Source organism: Rhodococcus tukisamuensis NBRC 100609, from assembly GCF_001894985.1.
In the GTDB taxonomy this organism is placed as follows: domain Bacteria; phylum Actinomycetota; class Actinomycetes; order Mycobacteriales; family Mycobacteriaceae; genus Rhodococcus_G; species Rhodococcus_G tukisamuensis.
In genome coordinates this window covers 133849-152795 of the sequence record NZ_BCXG01000006.1, presented here as the reverse complement: position 1 = coordinate 152795, position 18947 = coordinate 133849, and the positions used below count along the sequence as shown (strand labels likewise).

The following is an 18947-nucleotide window of genomic DNA, read 5'->3' as shown; positions in this document are numbered from 1 at the left end:
CGCGATATCGGACAATCCCGACGCGGTGTGATCCACCACGGCCGCTCGCATACCATCGTCAATCGTGCCCGAAGCCGTGACAGCTCCCCCTCGCCCGCCCGCAATATCGACCTCCGTGGACATGCGCGCGAAGTACCGGACCGCCCGGCTCATCGCGATTGTCACCGGACTGCTCGGGTTCGTGCTCGCGGTCGCGACGCCGTTCCTGCCCGTCAAGCAGACCGCGGCGGCCCTGAACTGGCCGCAGGCCGGGGTGATCGGCAACGTCGACGCACCGCTGATGGCACAGGTGCCCATCGATCTGCAGGCCAGCGTGCCGTGCCGGCTCGTCCGGGACCTGCCGGCGTCGGGCGGACTGCTGCTGGCCACCGCGCCGCCGCAGGGCTCCGAGGCGTCGCTGAACGCGATGTTCGTCCGGGTCACCGAGAGCACCGTCGACGTCCTCGACCGCAACGTGGTGGTCGCCACCGCGCCGCGCGACGCCGTCGCGTCCGGCGGCTGTTCCGCGCTGACCATCGTCTCGGACATCGACCAGACCACCGCCACGTTCGAGGGCCTCACCGTCGACGGGCAGCCGGCGACCGGCACCCTCACCGGCGACCTGCGCCCGCAGCTGGTCGGCGTCTTCTCCAGCCTCGACGGCGCGGCGCCGTCCGACCTGACCTTCACCGCGAACATCGACAGCCGGTTCACCTCGTCGCCGACGTTCGTGAAGCTGGCCGCGATGGTGCTGGCCGTGCTGCTGACCATCTCCTCCCTGGTCGCGCTGGGTCGCCTCGACGGCACCGACGGTCGAGTGCACAGACGCTTCCTGCCTGCCCGCTGGTGGCGCTTCCGGCCCATCGACGCGACCGTCACCGCGGCCCTGGTGCTCTGGCACTTCATCGGCGCCAACACCGCCGACGACGGCTACCTGCTGACCATGGCCCGCGCGTCCGAGCACGCCGGCTACATGGCGAACTACTTCCGCTGGTTCGGTGTCCCCGAGGCGCCGTTCGGCTGGTACTACGAGGTGCTCGCCGCGATGGCGAAGATCTCCACCGCCAGCCCGTGGATGCGACTGCCGGCGCTGCTCGCCGGAATCCTCTGCTGGATGGTGATCAGCCGCGAGGTGATCCCGCGCCTCGGGCGGGCGGTGCGGCACAGTCAGGCCGCCGTCTGGACCGGCGCACTGGTGTTCCTCGCGTTCTGGATGCCCTACAACAACGGCCTGCGCCCCGAACCGATCGTGGCCCTCGGCGCCCTGCTGACCTGGTGCTCGGTGGAGCGGTCCATCGCCACCGGACGCCTGCTGCCGGCCGCCGTCGCCATCGTGATCGCCGCGTTCTCCCTCGGCGCCGCCCCGACCGGCCTGATGTGTGTGGCCGCGCTGCTCGCCGGCGCCCGGCCGATGCTGCGGATCCTGGTCCGCCGCCACCGCGAGGTGGGGCTGTGGCCGCTGCTCGCGCCGCTGATGGCCGCCGGCACGGTGGTGCTGGTCGCGGTGTTCGCCGACCAGACCTTCGCCGGGGTCCGCGAGGCCACCCGGGTGCGCACCCTGATCGGCCCGAACATGAACTGGTACGAGGAGTTCCTCCGGTACTACTACCTGTTCGTGCAGACCGTCGACGGTTCGGTCTCGCGCCGCTTCGCCTTCCTGGTGATGATGCTGTGCCTGTTCACCACGCTGTTCGTGCTGTTGCGCCGCAAGCGGATTCCCGGCGCGGCCGTCGGCCCGTCCTGGCGGCTGCTGGGCGTGGTGTTCGGAACGATCTTCTTCATGATGTTCAACCCCACCAAGTGGACCCACCACTTCGGTGTGTACGCGGGCATCGCCGGTTCGCTGGCCGCGTTGACCGCGGTCGCGGTGTCGGCCAGCGCGCTGCGCTCGCGCCGTAACCGCACCATGTTCGCGGCCGGGCTGCTGCTGGTGCTCGCGTTCTCGTTCTCCGGCATCAACGGCTGGTGGTACGTCTCGAGCTACGGCATCCCGTGGTTCGACAAGACCGTCTCGCTCGCCGGCTTCGAGCTCAACACCGCGCTGCTCGCGCTGTTCGTGGCGGCGATCCTCCTGGTGGGCTGGCAGTACTTCCGCGAGGACTTCATCGGCACCGAGGTGAAGGCCTCCACCGAGAAGGGCCGGCGGATCAAGAAGTTCGCGGCGATGCCGCTGACCGTGGTCGCCGCGGCGATGGTGCTCTTCGAGATCCTCTCCCTCGCCAAGGGCGCGGTCGCGCAGTACCCGGCGTACTCGCTGGCCCGCTCCAACGTCGACGCCGTCACCGGCTCGAGCTGTGGGCTGGCCACCGACGTGCTCACGGAGGCCGACCCGAACGCCGGACGCCTGCAGCCGGTGCTCGACCCGGCGCAGCCGCCGACCGACCCGAAAGACCCGCTGGCCGGCGTCGCCCCGACGGGCTTCAGCCCCAACGGCGTGCCGGAGGACCTGACCGCGGACTACACCGAGGTCAAGCCCGGACAGTCGAACACCGACTCGCAGTCGGTCGGCGCCAACTTCGCCACCGGCTCCAACGCCGGCACCTCCGGCGGCACCGGCGCACAGGGCGTCAACGGCAGCACCGCGAAGCTCCCGTTCGGCCTGGACCCGGCGACCACCCCGGTCCTGGGCAGCTACCAGCCGGGCGTGCAGGAACCCGCGAAGGTCACCACCAGCTGGTACCAGCTGCCCGAGCGCACCGAGGACGCCCCGCTCGTGGTCGTCACCGCGGCCGGTCGGATCTGGTCGGAGACCAAGGACGGCGAGTTCACCTACGGGCAGTCGCTGCTGCTCGAGTACGGACACCGTGACGCCGGCGGCGCTGTCACCGCGCTGGGCACCTACCTGCCCAAGGACATCGGGCCCGCGCCGTCCTGGCGGAACCTGCGGATCCCGCTCGACGAGCTGCCCGCGGAGACCAACGTGGTGCGGGTGCTCGCGCACGACCCGAACCTCACCGGCGACCAGTGGCTCGCGTTCACCCCGCCGCGGGTGCCGCAGCTGCAGACGCTCAACGACTTCGTCGGTTCCACCCAGCCGGTGCTCCTGGACTGGGCGGTCGGGCTGCAGTTCCCCTGCCAGCGTCCGTTCGACCACCTGTACGGCGTCGCCGAGATGCCCAACTACCGGATCAAGCCGGACCGCCCGCTGGCGGTGAGCTCCACCGACACCTGGCAGTCGCAGGAGAACGGCGGACCGCGCGGCTGGACCGAGATGCTGGCCGAGCCGTCGACCGTGCCCACCTACCTCAAGGACGACTGGGGCCGGGACTGGGGCGCGCTCGAGCGGTACAACCGGTTCTTCCCCGACGCCACCGCCGCGACCATCGACACCAGCGAGGTCACCCGGTCCGGCTTCTGGAACCCCGGGATGATGCGGGTCTACTAGCCCGCCCGTTCTCCTCCCCAATGTCACATTGGTTACCCACAGGGTCCCCAATGTGACATTGGGGATCTGGCCGGGCTGGATCCTGGCGCGGGACGGACGGTTGTCCACAGGTCCGGATTCCCGAGGCTCGCTCCGCTGCGCACCGGTCACCCGAGCCGTGCTGGACGTCGCGCGCCGCTTGCGACGAAGGGATGCCTGCCGGGCGCTGCTCAGCGAAGTCATCCAGCGGGGCGACACCTCGGTCGAGGAACTGGCGATCGAACTTGCCGAGGGGTCGCGGCGCGGCACCGCGCTGCCACGATCGGTTCTGCGTGAACTCGCGGCCGACGCCCACTCCGTCGCCGAGATCGCAGCGCAGCAACTCTACCGGCGCAGCGGTCTGCCGCCGATGGTCCACAATTGTGAGATCGAAACCGGCACAGGCAGCTTCATCGCGAGGCCGGACGGTTGGATCGACTCCGTCGCGATGGCCTGGGAAATCGACTCCCGTTCCCCAATGTCACATTGGGGACCCTGTGGGCAACCAATGTGACATTGGGGAGGAGAACGGGCGGGACGGTCAGAACGGGATCAGCGCATGCTTCCGCGGGTTCTTGGCGACCGTCTTGCCGCGCAGCAGCGTCAGCGCCTTGCGGATCTCGAGGCGGGTGGTCGACGGGTCGATCACCGCGTCGATGTAGCCGCGCTCGGCCGCGACGTACGGGGTCGCGACGTGCTCGTTGTAGAAGTTGATCAGCTCCCGTCGGACGGCGGGGGCGTTCTCGCCGGCCGCCTCGATCTGCCTGCGGCCGATCACCGCGACCGCGCTCTCCGCGCCCATCACCGCGATACGGGCGGTCGGCCAGGCGAAGTTCACGTCGGCGCCGAGCTGCTTGGAACCCATCACCGCGTAGCCGCCGCCGTAGGACTTGCGGACCACGACGGTCACCTTCGGCACGGTCGCCGAGACGTAGGCGAACAGGAACCGGCCACCGCGCTTGATGACGCCGATCTTCTCCTGCTCGACGCCCGGCAGGAAGCCCGGAGTGTCCACGACCAGCACCAGCGGGATGTTGTACGCGTCGCAGACCTGCACGAAGTGCGCGGCCTTGTCCGACGCCGCCGCGTCCAGCGCGCCGGAGAGGTGCATCGGCTGGTTCGCGACCACGCCCACCGGACGGCCGTCGACCCGAGCGAAGCCGGTGATGATGTTCTGCGCGGTCTGGCTGCGGACCTCGTGGAAGTCGCCATCGTCGAAGATCTTCAGCAGCACGTCGTGCATGTCGTAGCCGGAGTTGTCGGCGTCCGGCATGAACGTGTCGAGCGAGAGGTCGTCTTCGGTGATCTCCGGCTCGAGACCGGGGTTGACGATCGGGGGCTGCTCGGTGCAGCTGGACGGCATGAAGCTCAGGTACTTGCGCGCGTACTCGAACGCTGCCTTCTCGTCCGGCGCGACGTGGTGCACGTTGCCGTACTCGGCCTGCTTGCGGGCGCCGCCCAGATCATCGAGGCTGACGTCCTCGCCGGTCACGGACTTGATGACGTCCGGACCGGTGACAAACATGTACGACTCTTCGGTCGCGATCACGACGTCCGTGTTGATCGGCGCGTAGACGGCTCCACCGGCGCACTTGCCGAGAATGATCGAGATCTGCGGGCACAGCCCGGACAGCGGCTCGTGACGCCGGCCCATCTCCGCGTACCAGGCCACCGACGCGACGGCGTCCTGGACGCGGGCGCCGGCGGACTCGTTGATGCCGACGACGGGGCAGCCGATCTTCATTGCGAAGTCGAGGATCGCGGAGACCTTGCGGCCGAAGATCTCGCCGGCCGCGCCGCCGAAGACGGTCTGGTCGTGCGCGAACACCGCGACGGGCCGGCCCTCGACGGTGCCGTGCCCGGTGACGACGCCGTCGCCGTACGGGTTGGCGGGATCGCCCGCCATCCGGGCGAGCTGGCCGACCTCGACGAAGCTGCCCGGGTCGAGCAGCATGTCGATGCGTTCGCGCGGAGTGGGCAGGCCCTTCTCCGCGCGCCGCGCGATGGCCTTCGGGTTGCCCGGGGCCTTCGACAGCTCCAGCTTCTCGCGAAGTTCCGCCAGCTTGTCTGCGGTGGTGGTCACTCAGTTGCTCCGGTTCTCGGCCTCGATCAGGGCCAGCTTCTTGGTCAGGTCAGCCCCCACCTTGGCAATGTACGGCTCGTCGACGATCTGGATGTGATCGCCGCCGACGTGGATGATCTCCAGATTCGAGGCGACCTTCCCCCAGCCTCCGTCGGGTGCACGCGTCCCGAACGCAGGCTCGAGCGCGATCGCGTCGTCGTGGTACCGGTCCGCCAGGTACAGCACCACGTCCCCGTCGTACTTGTCAGGCTTCGCCGTCTGAAGTGCCCGGTTGTCCAGCCACGAGGTGCGCTGGTGCTTGATGATCCCGCCCGGGATCTTCGCGCCGCTCATCTTCAGCAGCTCCATGAGGAGCTGGATCTGCTCCTCGTCGGATTCGGCGGCGGCCAGCTTGTCGTACGGCAGCGGGGCGTCGACGTTGTACGTCTTCTTCGCGAACGCGGCGTACCGCTGCCAGCGCTTGCGGATCTCCTCGGGGGTCTCCTCGACCTCCTCGCCCGCCATGACCGTGTCGATCAGGCCGATGATCCGGACGTCCTTGCCCTCCTCGCGCAGCATCTTGCCGACCGCGTAGGACAGGACGCCGCCGAGCGACCAGCCGTACAGCACGTACGGGCCGTCGCCCTGGATCTCCTTGATCAGCGGCAGGTACTCCGCCGCCCGCACCTCGATCGAGCCCTCGGTGCGCTCGAAGCCGTACATCGGGGTGCCCGCGGGCAGTCGCCTGAGCAACGGCTCGTAGGCGACGGTGGACCCGCCGGCCGGGTGGAACACGAAGACCGGTACGGCAGTGGAACCTTCGGGGCGCTCGCGCAGGGTTCGCACCAGCCCCTCGATCTTGACGCCGTCCTCGAGGTGCTCGCGCACCTTCTCGGCGAGCTGCTCGACGGTCTCGGAGTCGAGGACGTCGTCGAAGCTCACCTCGCCGCCGGCCCGCTCGGTCAGTCTCGCGGCCAGCTTCTCCGCGGTGTCGTCGTCCAGCACCGGGAGGATGTTGAAGATGCCCTTGGCGGACTTGCCGGTCACCACCGCCCAGGTGGCGAACGTCAGGCGCTCGGCGGCATCGCGCGGCGGGACGTTGATCTCCCCGTCCGACTCGTCCTGCTCCGCCTCGGCGACGATCTCCTCGGCCTCGGCGACGGGGCTGGTGGTCTCGTCCGCCAGCGCGGAATCGAGAGCGGTGGAGGCGGCGGCGAGCTCGGCCTCGGCCTCGGCCTCCTTGTCGCGACGCTGCTGCTCGGCGAGCGCCGCGACCTCCTCACGGTTCTCGATCGCGTAGCGCAGGTACTTCTCCACCTCGCGCAGGTTCGCGTCGCGCACCGCCTGCAGCTGCAGCTGCGGGATGTCGAACTCGTACTCGACGCGGTTCTTGATCCGCACCGCCATCAGCGAGTCCAGGCCCAGCTCGATCAGCGGGATCTCCGCGGGCAGGTCCTCGGGCGAATACCCCATGGACTCGGCGACGATCAGCGCCAACCGGTCCTCGAGCCTCTGGCCGCTCTCCGGGTCCCAACGGTCCCCGAACGACTCCTCGACGGCGGGCAGCTCCTCCATCGGCGAGCTGGACCGCTCGGCCGGCGCGGCGACCACGAGCTCGGGCAGCGCCTCGCCGGAGGTGACGACGGCGTCGAGCAGCAGCGCGAAATCCGCACCCTGCTTGCCGTGCACCTGCAGCGACGCACCGCCTGGGTGCCGATTCAGCGTGGTGGTCAGGGTTCCGGACGCCGGCAGCTCGCCGTGCGTGACGGCGGCCGTCAGCGTGACGTCCGCGAGCACCTGCGCCGCGGCCGCGGTGACCAGCTCGTTCAGGTCGGTGACGGCGTCCGCCGCGACCTCCCAGACGTGCCGGCCGTCGGGCAGCGCCACGTGCGCGCCGGGCGGGCGACCGCTGCCGGACGCACCGATCCGGATGTCGAGCCAGTGCTCCTTGCGCAGGAACGCGGTCCGCGGCGGGTTGGCGAAGGCGCCGGCCTCGAACAGCGACGGCAGGTCCACCTTGTGGCCGTGCACGTAGAGCTGCGCCAGCGCGGTGAGGACGCCCAGCTGCTCGTCCTCCTTGCGCTTGAGGGTCGGGATCAGCTGCGCGTCGTGCAGACCCGCGTCGAACGCGGTCGCCGCCACCGACATCAGCGTGGCCGGGTTCGGTGCCAGCTCCACGAACGTGGTGTGCCCGGCGTCGACCGCCATCCGCACCGCGTTGGTGAAGTACACGCTGTGGCGCATGCCCTTGGTCCAGTACTCGACCTGGTGCACCGGGTCGTGACCCGCGCGGTAGAAGGTCTCCTTGTCCACCGAGGAGTACAGCCCGGCCGTCAGCTTGTGCGGCTCGATGCCGGCCAGCTCCGCGGCCAGCTCGCCGAGGATCGGGTCCACCTGCGAGGTATGGCTGGCGCCCTTGGTCTGCAGGATCCGGCCGAGCTTCTGCTCCGCCTCGGCGCGGGCCACGATGGCCTCCACCTCGGGCTGCGGTCCGCCGATCACAGTGTGCGTCGGGGCCGCGTACACGCAGACCTCGAGATGCGGGAAGTCGCCGAGGACGGACTCGATCTCGGCGGCGCTGTACTCGACGAGCGCCATGAGGCGGATGTCGTCGCCGGAGAGCACCGACTCGCCCTCGCCCATCAGCCGCGACCGGGCGGTGATGACGCGGACCGCGTCCTCGAGCGCGAGCCCGCCGGTGACGTACGCCGCGGCGGCCTCACCCATCGAGTGCCCGACTGCGGCATCCGCGTCGGCACCGTGGTGGCGGAGCACCGCGGCCAGCCCGATCTGGATGGTGAAGATGCCGACCTGCGAAGTCTCGACGTCGTAGTCGACCGAGTCGTCGAGGAACTTCTCGGCCATCTTGTAGCCGGCCTCGTACTCGATCAGCTCGTCGACCTCGTCGACCGCCTTCCGGAACACGGCGTTGTTCAGGTAGAGCTGCTTGGCCATCTTGCGGTGCTGCGAGCCGAAGCCCGAGAACACCCAGACCGGACCGTTGGTGGCGGGCGCGTCCGCGGAGAACACGCCCTGACCGGGCTTGCCCGCGGCGACGGCCCGCAGGCCGGTGATGGCCTCGGCGCGGGTGCAGGCCAGCACGACGGCGCGCGAACGGCCGTGGTTGCGGCGGGCCAGCGCGCGGCCCAGGTCGGCGAGCTCGGTGGTGCTGCCTTCCTCGGTCTCGAGCCAGTCGGCCAGGTCCGCGGCGGCCCGACGGCGGCGCGAGGGCAGCGCGGCGGAGACGGCGAGCAGCACCGGCATCGGCTCCGCGTCGACCGACTCGGCGGCGACGGGCTCGATGCCCATCGACTCGGCGGCGTCGGCGAGCACGCCGGCGGCCTCGGCCACGACGTCGAGCGACTCCGTCGCCTGCGCGTCGTTCTGGTCGTCCTGGCCACCAGGAGTGCTCATCGGCGGCGCAGCCGCCTCGTACTCGCGAACCACCACGTGCGCGTTGGTGCCGCCGAAGCCGAAGCCGGAGACGCCCGCGACGGCGTGGCCGGTGTACCGCGGCCAGTCGGTGGCCTCGGGGATCACCTGGAGGTGCGCCTTGTCGAAGTCGATGTACGGGTTGGGTCCCGCATAGTTCAGGGAGGCGGGGAGCTTGTCCTCGCGCATCGCCAGTACGACCTTGATCAGGCCGGCGGCGCCCGCCGCGGCCTCGAGGTGGCCGAAGTTCGTCTTCGCGGAACCGAGCAGCGCCGGCTTGTCGGCGTCGCGACCCCGGCCGACCACGCGACCGAGGGCGTCCGCCTCGATCGGGTCGCCGAGGATGGTGCCGGTGCCGTGCGCCTCGATGTAGTCGACGCCGGACGGGGCGATGCCGGCGTCCCGGTACGCCTGCCGCAGCACGGCGGCCTGCGCGTCGGGGTTCGGGGCGAGCATGCCGTTGGAGCGGCCGTCCTGGTTGACCGCGCTGCCCGCGATCACCGCGAGCACCGTGTCGCCGTCGCGTTCGGCGTCCTCGAGCCGCTTGAGCACGACCAGGCCGCCGCCCTCGGCGCGCACGATGCCGTTCGCGTCGGAGGAGAACGCCTTGATCTTGCCGTCCGCGGCGAACATCCCGATCTCGTTGAAACCGAGGCTCGCGGCGGGCGCGACCAGCATGTTGACTCCGCCGGCCAGGGCCAGGTCGGACTCGCCGGAGCGCAGCGACTGCACCGCCTGGTGCACCGCCACCAGCGACGACGAGCACGCGGTGTCCAGCGCCACGGACGGGCCGCGGAAGTCGAAGAAGTAGGAGACGCGGTTCGCGACGATCGCGGTCGAGGTGCCGGTCAGCGCGTACGGGTGCGCGTGCACCGGGTCGCTGACAGCGAGCAGCTGGTAGTCGTTCGCGGAGCTGCCGATGAACACGCCGACCTGCTCGCCCTTGAGCCCGCTGGCCGGGATCCGGGCGTGCTCGAGCGCCTCCCAGGTCAGCTCCATCGCCAGGCGCTGCTGCGGGTCGACGTTCTTGACCTCGAGCGGCGACAGCGCGAAGAACTCCGCGTCGAAGCCCTTCACGTCGTCGAGGTAGCCGCCCTTGGTGTTGGCCTTCGCGATGGCGTCCGCGACCATCGGGTCCGCGGCGAACTCGTTCCAGCGGCCCTCGGGCAGTTCGGTGACGGCATCCCGGCCCTCGATGAGCAGCTGCCACATCTCGTCGGGTGTCTGTCCGGTCCCGGGGAACCGCGTGGACATGCCGACGATCGCGATGTCGTGCGACTGCGAGGTGTCCTTGATCGCGTAGTACGAAGCATCCTCGGCGACGTCCGCGACCTCCGGCTCACCCTCGACGATCAGGGTGGCCAGCGAGGCGATGGTCGGGTGCTGGTAGACGACGGTGGCGGCCAGCGTGATGCCGACCAGCTCCTCGATCTCGCCGGACAGCGCGACGGCGTCGCGGGACGACAGCCCGAACTCCTCCATCGGACGATCGTCGGAGATCTGACTCACCGGTTGCCCGGTGGCCTCGGCCACCCAGTTCCGTAGCCATTCGCGCAGCTGCGCGACTGTCATCTCTGTTTCAGCCATCACTCATCACGCTACCCGTCGGGAAGGAACTGGAAGTCACACGCTGTCGGGGAAGGCTGTCTGCGTGTATCCGCCGCGCAGGGTGCCCTCGATGTACGCGGCCTTGCAGGCCCGCCGTGCGATCTTGCCGCTGGAGGTACGCGGGATCGACCCCGCGGGCACCAGCAGGATGTCGCGCGCCGTGACGCCGTGGCGGGTGGAGATCGCGGCCCGGACCGCGTCCGCGATCGGGCCCTGCTCCGCCTTGCCGGCGCCCGGTGCCCGCTCCGCGACGAGCACCAGCTGCTCGGACGCGTCGTCCTCGTCGAAGGTGAGTCCGCCGGCGCCGGCCTCGAACACCTCCTTGGGGAGCTGGTTGGCGGGAACCGCGAACGCCGCGACGAAGCCGGGGCGCAGCGCGGTGCTGGCCTCCTGGGCCGTCGCCTCGAGGTCCTGCGGGTAGTGGTTCCGGCCGTCGACGATCACCAGGTCCTTGACGCGACCGGTGATGTACAGCTCGCCGTCGACGTAGACGCCGTAGTCGCCGGTGCGCATCCAGGTCGCGTCGTCGGGCGCGCCGGCGGCGTGGCTGCCCCCGTCGAGCGTGGAGGAGAGCCGGTTGTGGAAGGTCTGCTCGGTCTCCTCGGGACGGCCCCAGTAGCCCTTGCCCATGTTCTTGCCGTGCAGCCAGATCTCGCCGACGTGATCGTCGGGCAGTTCGCCGCCGGTCTCGGCGTCGACGATCGCGGCCCACTGGCTGCGCGCGACGTAGCCGCAGGACACCTGGGCGATGGCACCCGGGGCGCCGGCGTCGACCTTCACCATGCGACCGCGGTTCAGCTCGTCGCGGTCGACGTAGATGACCTTGGCCTCGTCGCTGTGCTTGGTGGAGGAGACGAACAGCGTCGCCTCGGCCATGCCGTAGGACGGCTTGATCGCGGTCTTGGGCAGTCCGTACGGACCGAACGCGTCGTTGAACTTGCGCATCGACGAGGTGGTCACCGGCTCGCTGCCGTTGATCAGGCCGATGACGTTGCTCAGGTCGAGGCTCTCGCCGTCCTTGGGCAGGCCGCGGGCGGCGGCGTGCTCGAACGCGAAGTTCGGTGCCGCGGCGAAGGTGCCCGCGCCGTCGGTGATGGCGGCGAGTTCCTTGATCCAGCGGTAGGGACGCGCCACGAAGGCGCGCGGGCTCATGATGGTGATGTACTTGCCGCCCAGCGCCGGCAGGATCACCGTGAGCAGCCCCATGTCGTGGAACAGCGGCAGCCAGGTGACGCCGCGGGAGTCGGTGGTCAGTTCGATGGCGTCGACCATCTGCAGCGCGTTGGTGCCCACCGCGCGGTGGGTGATCTCCACGCCCGCGGGCACCCGGGTCGAGCCCGAGGTGTACTGCAGGTAGGCGATGTCGTCGAGGTCGATCTCCGGGTAGACCCAGGTCTCGCCGACGGTGTCCGGGATCGCGTCGACGGCGATGATCCGCGGCCGTTCCGCCGCGGGCAGGTGACGGAACAGCTGGCGCACGCCCGCGGCCGACTGGGTCGCGGTGAGGATCGCCGACGGCTTGCAGTCGCCGAGGACGGCGTAGAGACGGTCTCCGTGACCGGGCTCGTCCGGGTCGAACAGCGGCACCGCGATAGTGCCCGCGTGCATGGCAGCGAAGAAGGAGACGACGTAGTCGAGGCCCTGCGGGGCCAGGATGGCCACTCGCTGACCGGGCTCGGTGACCTGCTGCAGACGGGCCGCGACCGCGCGGAGACGGTGGCCGAACTGATCCCAGGTGAGCTCCTGGACCTCACCGTCGCGCTCGCGGGAGTAGTCGATGTAGCGGTATGCCAGCTCGTCCGAGTTTTCCCGGGTGTGCCGTTCGACGTGGTCGACGAGGGTACTGCCAGGCATCATCCTGATCTGACCGTCTTCGTCGATGTAGTCATCGAATTGCTGGTTCATACCTTCTTCTCCTCCAAGGCAAGCCCTCGGTGCGACGTGGTCCCGACAGGCTCATCCCCACGGGCCGCGGGGGGATCGTGCAATCGTCTCTACTGGTTGTTTCGCATATCTCGTAACGGTAACGAATCGGTTCGTAGTCCAAACCAACAGCATGTTACAGACACCGCGCGGTGCGAGGGCGAATCTGCTCACTCGCCCTTGAGCTCGGCGATAACTGGCGCGAAGGCTTCCATCTGCGTCGGGAAGATGCCGACGTAAGACATCGAGGTACGGGCGCGAACCGCGCGAATCTGGTCGGCAATTTCCTCGTAACTGCCGAATGCCAGGTACGGCGAATTCAGGATGTCCTCGACGGTGAGCCTCACGTCGACCTCGATGTTCGGCGGGTAGCCGTTGTCCAGGGCGGCCAGCGCCATCTCCGCCATCGCCTCCCGATCGTCGGTCGGCACGATGGTGGTGATCGTCCAGTTCAGCTCGATGTCGTCGAACCGGTCGCCGGCCGCCTCCCGGATCTTGTCCACCCGGGCGGCGGTGGCCTCCATGGTGATGCCGGACAGCAGCATCTTGCCTTCCTTGTTGCTCGGGGCGGCCACCGAGATGATGTCGGCGTACTTGGCCGCCAACGCGAGCATCTTCGGGCCGCCGCCGCCGACCACGATCGGCGGGCGCGGGCCCTGACGCGGCCGCGGGCTGCCCTTGAGCCCGTTGATCTGGAAGTACTTGCCCTGGAAGTTGCACTCCTGACCACGCAGCAGGGTGTCCAGGATCTGCAGCGTCTCCTCCAGCTTGGCGATGCGCACGCCGGGGCTGTCGTAGGCGATGCCGCCCTTGTCGAACTCTTCCTTCATCCAGCCCGCGCCGATGCCCAGTTCCAGCCGTCCACCAGAGAGCACGTCGATGGTCGCGGCGTCCTTGGCCAGGACGGCGGGGTGACGGAAACCGTTTGCGAGCACCGCGGTTCCGATGCGGATCTTGTCCGTGGCGACGGCGAGCGCGCCGAGCGCGGCAATCGGCCCGACCTGGTTGCCCAGGTGGTCGGGAATCATGAAGCTGTCGTAGCCGAGTTCCTCGGCCTTCTGCGCCAGCTTGACGAATCGGCGGGCCCCGCCCTCCTCGGCGTTGCCCTCACCGCCCGCGGCGAACCGGAACTTGCGCGGCGCAGCGGCGTCGGCGGAACTCATCGATCACTTCTCCTGAAGACTGGGCAGAACGGCGGGGGCCAGGCCTGGCCGTGGCAGGTGGCCGACTGGTCACTCTATCGGGTCCGTGTCCCCCGGTCGCTAATCGTGCGCGGGGGTCGGCGCGGATCGCACCTTGTCGGCGGCCCAGTCTGTCATCCAGACCGTGGCCGTGGTGCCGCTTTGATCCACCACGAAGGTGTTGTAGAGGGCGTGGACGGGATTGTTCACGTACTCCCCGATCCGAGCCAGGCTCGCGAGCATGTTGCCCGGCTTGAACGCGTTCGGCGGGGCGTCGCAGATGCCGTCGGTGGGCGCACAAATCTGCACCACCCGGTCGGCCAGCGCACCGAATCCGCCGGGCCGGGGGCCGGTCATGGTGATGCCCGGCACCTTCAGCCCCGCCAACGAGAGCTCCGCGCCGACACCGGCCACCGGCGGGCCGATCGTCGGGGCGGCCGCCGGGTCGCGCCTGCCGTCGGCGATCACCCCGACGCCCAGCACCAGGTCCTGCGGGACCGGGCCGTTACCGGCCCCGATACTCGCCGCGAGGTCACCTGCGATGACCGCACCCTGCGAGAACCCCATCAGCACGAAGCTGGTCAGCGGGCACTCGGCGTGCATCGACGCCATCACCTCGGAGGCCTTCGCCGTGCCCTCGCCGCGGCTCTTGTTGTACGAGATCTGGCCGTCCGGCGGCAGCGCCACCGGGTTCGAGAACTGCGCCACGTACGGAACCGTGTAGACCTGCGCGCGCTGACCGGGGAACTCGGCCTCCAGCGGGCGGGTGACGTTGAGCATCAGCGAGGCCGGGTTGGCCGTCGGGTTGAACGGGTCGTCCACGGAGCTGGACTCCCAGGTGCCGGGGATCGACACCACCTGCACGTCGGGACAGGACGCCGGCTGCGCGCTGGGCCGTTCCGGCGGCGCCGGCGGTCCGGGCGGCGGCGACGGAACCCGGCCGGCCAGCAGGTACCAGGCCACCAGCGCCGCGAGGGCGACCAGGAGCCCCACGATGACCACGACCAGCAGTCGCAGCATCCGGCTCCCGGCCGACTTCCGGCTCTTCCTCGCGGCGCCCATCGTCGACTACTTGCAGTACGTCTTGGTCGCGGCGGCGATGTAGACCCCGGCAGCCTTCGCCGCCTCCTCCGGCGTCACGGTCGCGCCGGTCATCCCGGCCTCGACGCCCGCCATGCCGGTCACGTACGCGGTGACCTCGTCGGCCGGCCGGTTGGCGGCCTGCGCCGAGCAGATGTAGTTCGCGGTCGAGATGGCGATGTCGCCGCCCTCGGCGGGCGTCACGCCGCCGGCCTTGAGCGCGTCGAGGAACTCCTGACCCCGCTCGTCGACCGCGGGGGCCTCCGTGGGACCGGGGAAGCCGCTGGGCACCGGCTCCGGAGTCTCCGGCGGCGCGGTCGCGGCGACTGCGGGCGGCGTGTACGGCGGCACCTCGATGTCGGTCTTGAGCGGCGGCACCGTCGCCGACCCGGGCGACTGGGCGGTCGTCAGGGTGGGGGTGCTGCTCGCCGTCGAGTCGTCGCTGCCGCAGCCCGCGAGCACGCCGACGGAGACCGCCAGCATCGCGCCGAGGGCCAGGGCCCGCGCCAGGGGCTTACGCGTGGAATCGAGCATTGTCTGTGTCAGTCCTCGGGGTCGGGGTGGTGGCCGCCGCGTTCGGCTGCCGTGCGAATCGGAATCGAGCGTACCGACAACAGCGGGTCGGGACCGGAGACGAACGCCGGTCCCGACCCGCTGCCTGGTGATCTAGCGGAAGTGGAGGTCGCCCCGGTCGCCGGCCGTGGTGATGCTGCCGCCCTGGAAGTCCTGCTGGACCCCGCCGGGGATGTCGCGCGCGTCACCGATCGGGAAGCCGAGTCGACCGTTCTCGTAGCCCTGGCTCTTCCAGGCGTCGAAGACCGGCCCGTTCCTGACCGACCAGGCACCGCTGAGCGGCGACCAGTAGATGTTGCCGCCGTCGAACGCGTTGAAGCGGCCGAAGTCCTTGACGGGGATCTCACTGGTCTTGGGGAAGCCGAGCCAGCTGTTCTCGTAGCCCATCGAGCCGTACTTCTCCATGATCAGGCCCTGCACGGCGTTGGCGCCGTTGGCCGGGCTCCAGTACATGGCCCCGATCTCGAAGCCCTGCACCGCGCCGTCCTTGCCGGGGGTGTTGATCTCGTCGGCCGACGGGTACCGGAGCGGACCGCCCTCCCAGCCCTGCTTGGCCCACTCGTCCCTGATGGCGCCGCGGACCGCGTGTGCACCGGTCTGCGGGGTCCAGTAGATCGAGCCGGCCTGGAAGTGGTTGTACCGGCCGCGGCCGTCCGGGGTGCCGGTCTCGCTGGTGGTGGGCATACCGAGCGGACCGCCGGGGCCGCCTATGGCCTGGTAGGCGCCGCCGATCATGCCGGCCACCACCTGGGCGCCGGTGCCGCCGGAGAAGAAGATCCGGCCGTTGCGGAAGTCCTGCGCGACGCCGCCGGGCACGCCGTACTCGCCGGTGACACAGCCACCGAGCCACGGGTTGGCGTTCGCGACGGGCGCGATGGCGCCGCCGGGCGCGCACGCCGGGGCGTCCACCGGGACACCGAGCGTGTTGGCCACCTGCGGCCACGCCTGGTGCATCTCGAACTGCCAGTACGGCCACGAGTGGGTTCCGGACGGACGGTAGTTCACCTGCGCCGGGATGCCGAGCTTGTTCAGCTTGGTCGCGAAGTTCTGCGAGGTGAGCCGCGACAGGATCTCGAGGCCCATGCCCGCGTAGTTGGTGGAGACCCCGGGGATGCCCGACGGCTGGTCGTAGGGACCGGTCATGCCGCTGCCGCTGGAGATGTAGAGACTCACGCCCTTGAGCTTGTCCGCGTTCACGTACGGGTCGTGCGCGGCCCAGGCCGGGTTGCTCGGCGCGCCCCACATCTTGTCGACGTTGTAACCACCCGCGTTGTCCATCGCGTACCTCAGCGCCTGCGGCATGCCCAGCGAGGTGGTGCTCAGGTAGCCGGAGAAGGACCCGGCGAACTTGAAGAAGCCGGGGTTGCGTGCGGTGAGCGACATGGCGGAGGTGCCGCCCATGGACAGGCCGATCACGCCACGGGTGTCCGTGGTCCGCAGGCTGTTCTCCAGGACCGGCGGGAGCTCCTTCGTCAGGAACGTCTCGAGCTGGTAGAACTTGCCCTTGTCCGGCGCCAGCCAGTCGGCGTAGAAGCTGGACTCGCCGCCGACGGGCAGGATCACGTTGACGTTCTTGTCCGCGAAGAAGCTCGCGGCGTCCGTCTCGATGGTCCAGCCGCTCTCGTCGTCCCGCGCGCGCAGGCCGTCGAGCATGTACAGCGCCGGGAAGGTCGCGTCGGGCTTGGCATTCCAGTCACGCGCGAGCAGCACCTGCACCTGGAAGGGCGAGCCCATCGCCGGGGAGTCGACCCACAGGGCCACCCGGCGGTCAGTGATCCACTGCACCTTGGAGACCCCGGGGATCGACTGGTTCGGGGCCGGGGCGGACCGGGCTGTCGCGGCACGCGGCGGTGGGGCTGGGGCCTCCGTGGTCGTGGTCGGCGCCTCGGTCGTGGTGGTCGTGGTCGTCGGCGCCGCCGTGGTGGTGGTGACCTTCGCCGTGGTCGTGGCCTTCGGCGCGGTGGTGGCCTTCGGCTTGGTCGTCTCGGCGACCGTCGTCTTGTCGACCGGGGCCAGGACCTCGTCGTCGGAGTCCGTGGTGGTCGGCGCCGCGGAAGTCGTGGTCGTCGTGGTGGTGTCGGCGGGGGCCGCGTTTGCCACGGTGGTGAGCCCGGCGGCGGTCGGCAGCACCAACACGGCCGCGAGCAGCCCCAGGGCGCGTCCGCGACGAGTCCTGCCAGACGCCGTCCCCTCGGGCCCGAAGCCCGGCTTCCTCAGTGCTGGTCGCATCTGACGGTGACTCACTTTCTGCTCTTCGGCCACACTGCTCATCGGCTCGACACTCGGATCTCGGTCAACCCCCGGCCCGGGCAACGCCACACGTGGACGCCAGCCGCTCGTGATTCTTTCTACACGTCGGCGAACGGCCGAGCCGGGTGACTCGCTGTGACCGGTGGTGCAATTGTTACTTCGGTTCAGCTTCCGGAAAACGACAATGCCGCCCCACACGGCCGGTAGGTCGGGTGAGGCGGCATCATCAAGTCACAGTGCTGGGACGAACCCGGTCACCGGGCGTTCAGGGCGTCCAGGATCTGGCCCCGGGCCTTGAACAGCTCGGCGGACCAGTACGGCCACGAGTGGGTTCCGTTGGACGGGAAGCTGTACGTCGCCGGGATCCCGAGGGTGGCCAGGCGGACCTGGAAAGCCCGGCTGTTCGCCAGCGCCAGCGCCTCGAGCGCCATGCCGTTGGCGGTGTTGTAGTAGTCGATCGCCTTGCTCGGGTGGTCGTACTGACCGGGCAGGCCGCTGGCCGAGGACACGTACATCGACAGGTCCTTGAGCTTCGGCGCGAAGACGAACGGGTCGTTGCGCAGCCACGACTTGCTCCACGGCGGGCCCCACATGGAGTCCACGTTGAAGCGGCCGGCGTCGAGCATCGCGACGCGGATGGCCTCACGCATGCCCGGCGCCGAGATGTTCAGGTAGCCCGAGAGCGAGCCCGCGAACTTGAACTGGTCGCGGTGGTATGCGGCCAGGGTCAGGGCGGCGGAGCCACCCATCGACAGGCCGAGCACGCCGTTGTTGGTCCGCGAGACGCCGCGCGTGGCGAGGTAGTCCGGCAGTTCCTTCGTGAGGAAGGTCTCCCACTTGTAGGTGACCTCCTGGCCGTTGAAGTTCGACGGCGCCATCCAGTCGGTGTAGAAGCTGGACTGGCCGCCGACCGGCATCACCAGGGTGATGTTGTCGTTCCGGTACTGGTCGAGCGCGTTGGTCTCGAACGTCCAGGCGTTGCGGTCGTCGCGGGCGCGCAGACCGTCGAGCAGGTACAGCGCAGCGTCGCCACCGCGGGCCGCCCACTGGATCTGGACCTTGATGGGGCCCATCGAGGACGGGACCATCACCTCTTCGAATCCGCCCGAAGGGGCGCGGTGCGTGATCGGTGCGGCGCCTGCGACAGCGGTACCCGCAATACCAGCGGCTAGGGGCAGGACGAGCGCCGCGGCCGACAGGCCGAGAACGCGTCGCTTGAGGCGTTCAGAGAACCTCGGTCTGCCTATACGCATGAATATTGCTCTCTTTCTTTTACTGCGGTGCCCGCCAGCGGCGGCACGGCGATCGGCGTCGGCCACGTCATTCCGTCCCCACACATGTGAAAACGGCAGTGGTACTGCTCAAGGTCACACTGCGCTCGGTGGACTGTATGTCACCGAACCGACTCTGACAACAGAGCCGCTGTGGCTGTCTGTGACCGCGTTGCACACTCTCA

The 18947-nt window shown here is 69.7% G+C and carries 10 protein-coding genes; 2 read left to right on the top strand and 8 right to left on the bottom strand.

Going from position 1 to position 18947, the window contains the following annotated elements:
- Positions 1 to 121 precede the first annotated feature (121 nt).
- Both RT2_RS09175 and RT2_RS09170 read left to right on the top strand, forming a co-directional pair.
- Positions 122 to 3364: an arabinosyltransferase domain-containing protein gene (locus tag RT2_RS09175; protein WP_083577265.1), complete on the top strand. Its 3243-nt coding sequence runs from the start codon at positions 122 to 124 to the stop codon at positions 3362 to 3364.
- 157 nt (positions 3365 to 3521) lie between these two features.
- Positions 3522 to 3896: a hypothetical protein gene (locus RT2_RS09170; RefSeq protein WP_174556689.1), complete on the top strand. Its 375-nt coding sequence runs from the start codon at positions 3522 to 3524 to the stop codon at positions 3894 to 3896.
- Between the two features lie 27 nt (positions 3897 to 3923).
- Here RT2_RS09170 and RT2_RS09165 read toward each other — a convergent pair whose 3' ends face one another.
- The 8 genes from RT2_RS09165 to RT2_RS09130 all read right to left on the bottom strand — a co-directional run bounded on the left by RT2_RS09165 (position 3924) and on the right by RT2_RS09130 (position 18744).
- Positions 3924 to 5465, bottom strand: a complete 1542-nt coding sequence (locus RT2_RS09165; RefSeq protein WP_072844483.1) for an acyl-CoA carboxylase subunit beta — start codon at positions 5463 to 5465, stop codon at positions 3924 to 3926.
- A complete protein-coding gene (gene pks13, locus RT2_RS09160) occupies positions 5466 to 10448 on the bottom strand; it encodes a polyketide synthase Pks13 (RefSeq protein WP_072844482.1) in 4983 nt (1660 codons plus the stop codon).
- Between the two features lie 51 nt (positions 10449 to 10499).
- Positions 10500 to 12389 (bottom strand): long-chain-fatty-acid--AMP ligase FadD32, encoded by a 1890-nt coding sequence (gene fadD32 / locus RT2_RS09155; RefSeq protein ID WP_072844481.1) that lies wholly within the window; start codon positions 12387 to 12389, stop codon positions 10500 to 10502.
- Between the two features lie 188 nt (positions 12390 to 12577).
- On the bottom strand, positions 12578 to 13570 hold the full coding sequence (locus RT2_RS09150) for an LLM class F420-dependent oxidoreductase (protein WP_072844480.1): 993 nt from the start codon (positions 13568 to 13570) through the stop codon (positions 12578 to 12580).
- A 99-nt stretch (positions 13571 to 13669) separates the two neighbouring features.
- Positions 13670 to 14650 (bottom strand): cutinase family protein, encoded by a 981-nt coding sequence (locus RT2_RS09145; protein WP_083577225.1) that lies wholly within the window; start codon positions 14648 to 14650, stop codon positions 13670 to 13672.
- 6 nt (positions 14651 to 14656) lie between these two features.
- Positions 14657 to 15202: a DUF732 domain-containing protein gene (locus RT2_RS09140; protein WP_072844479.1), complete on the bottom strand. Its 546-nt coding sequence runs from the start codon at positions 15200 to 15202 to the stop codon at positions 14657 to 14659.
- A gap of 132 nt (positions 15203 to 15334) precedes the next feature.
- The gene (locus tag RT2_RS09135) at positions 15335 to 17470 is read right to left on the bottom strand and encodes an alpha/beta hydrolase-fold protein (RefSeq protein WP_217635564.1); all 2136 of its coding nucleotides are present in this window, start codon (positions 17468 to 17470) and stop codon (positions 15335 to 15337) included.
- 275 nt (positions 17471 to 17745) lie between these two features.
- Entirely contained in the window at positions 17746 to 18744 is a 999-nt protein-coding gene (locus tag RT2_RS09130) for an alpha/beta hydrolase (protein ID WP_072844478.1), read from the bottom strand.
- Between the last annotated feature and the right edge of the window lie 203 nt (positions 18745 to 18947).

What these genes read in the sequence shown, in the direction of transcription:
- RT2_RS09175 (WP_083577265.1), top strand. Translation starts at nt 122, where the DNA reads ATGCGCGCGAAGTACCGGACCGCCCGGCTCATCGCGATTGTCACCGGA.
- pks13 (WP_072844482.1), bottom strand. Translation starts at nt 10,448, where the DNA reads ATGACAGTCGCGCAGCTGCGCGAATGGCTACGGAACTGGGTGGCCGAG.
- fadD32 (WP_072844481.1), bottom strand. Translation starts at nt 12,389, where the DNA reads ATGAACCAGCAATTCGATGACTACATCGACGAAGACGGTCAGATCAGG.
- RT2_RS09150 (WP_072844480.1), bottom strand. Translation starts at nt 13,570, where the DNA reads ATGAGTTCCGCCGACGCCGCTGCGCCGCGCAAGTTCCGGTTCGCCGCG.
- RT2_RS09145 (WP_083577225.1), bottom strand. Translation starts at nt 14,650, where the DNA reads ATGGGCGCCGCGAGGAAGAGCCGGAAGTCGGCCGGGAGCCGGATGCTG.
- RT2_RS09140 (WP_072844479.1), bottom strand. Translation starts at nt 15,202, where the DNA reads ATGCTCGATTCCACGCGTAAGCCCCTGGCGCGGGCCCTGGCCCTCGGC.
- RT2_RS09135 (WP_217635564.1), bottom strand. Translation starts at nt 17,470, where the DNA reads ATGCGACCAGCACTGAGGAAGCCGGGCTTCGGGCCCGAGGGGACGGCG.
- RT2_RS09130 (WP_072844478.1), bottom strand. Translation starts at nt 18,744, where the DNA reads ATGCGTATAGGCAGACCGAGGTTCTCTGAACGCCTCAAGCGACGCGTT.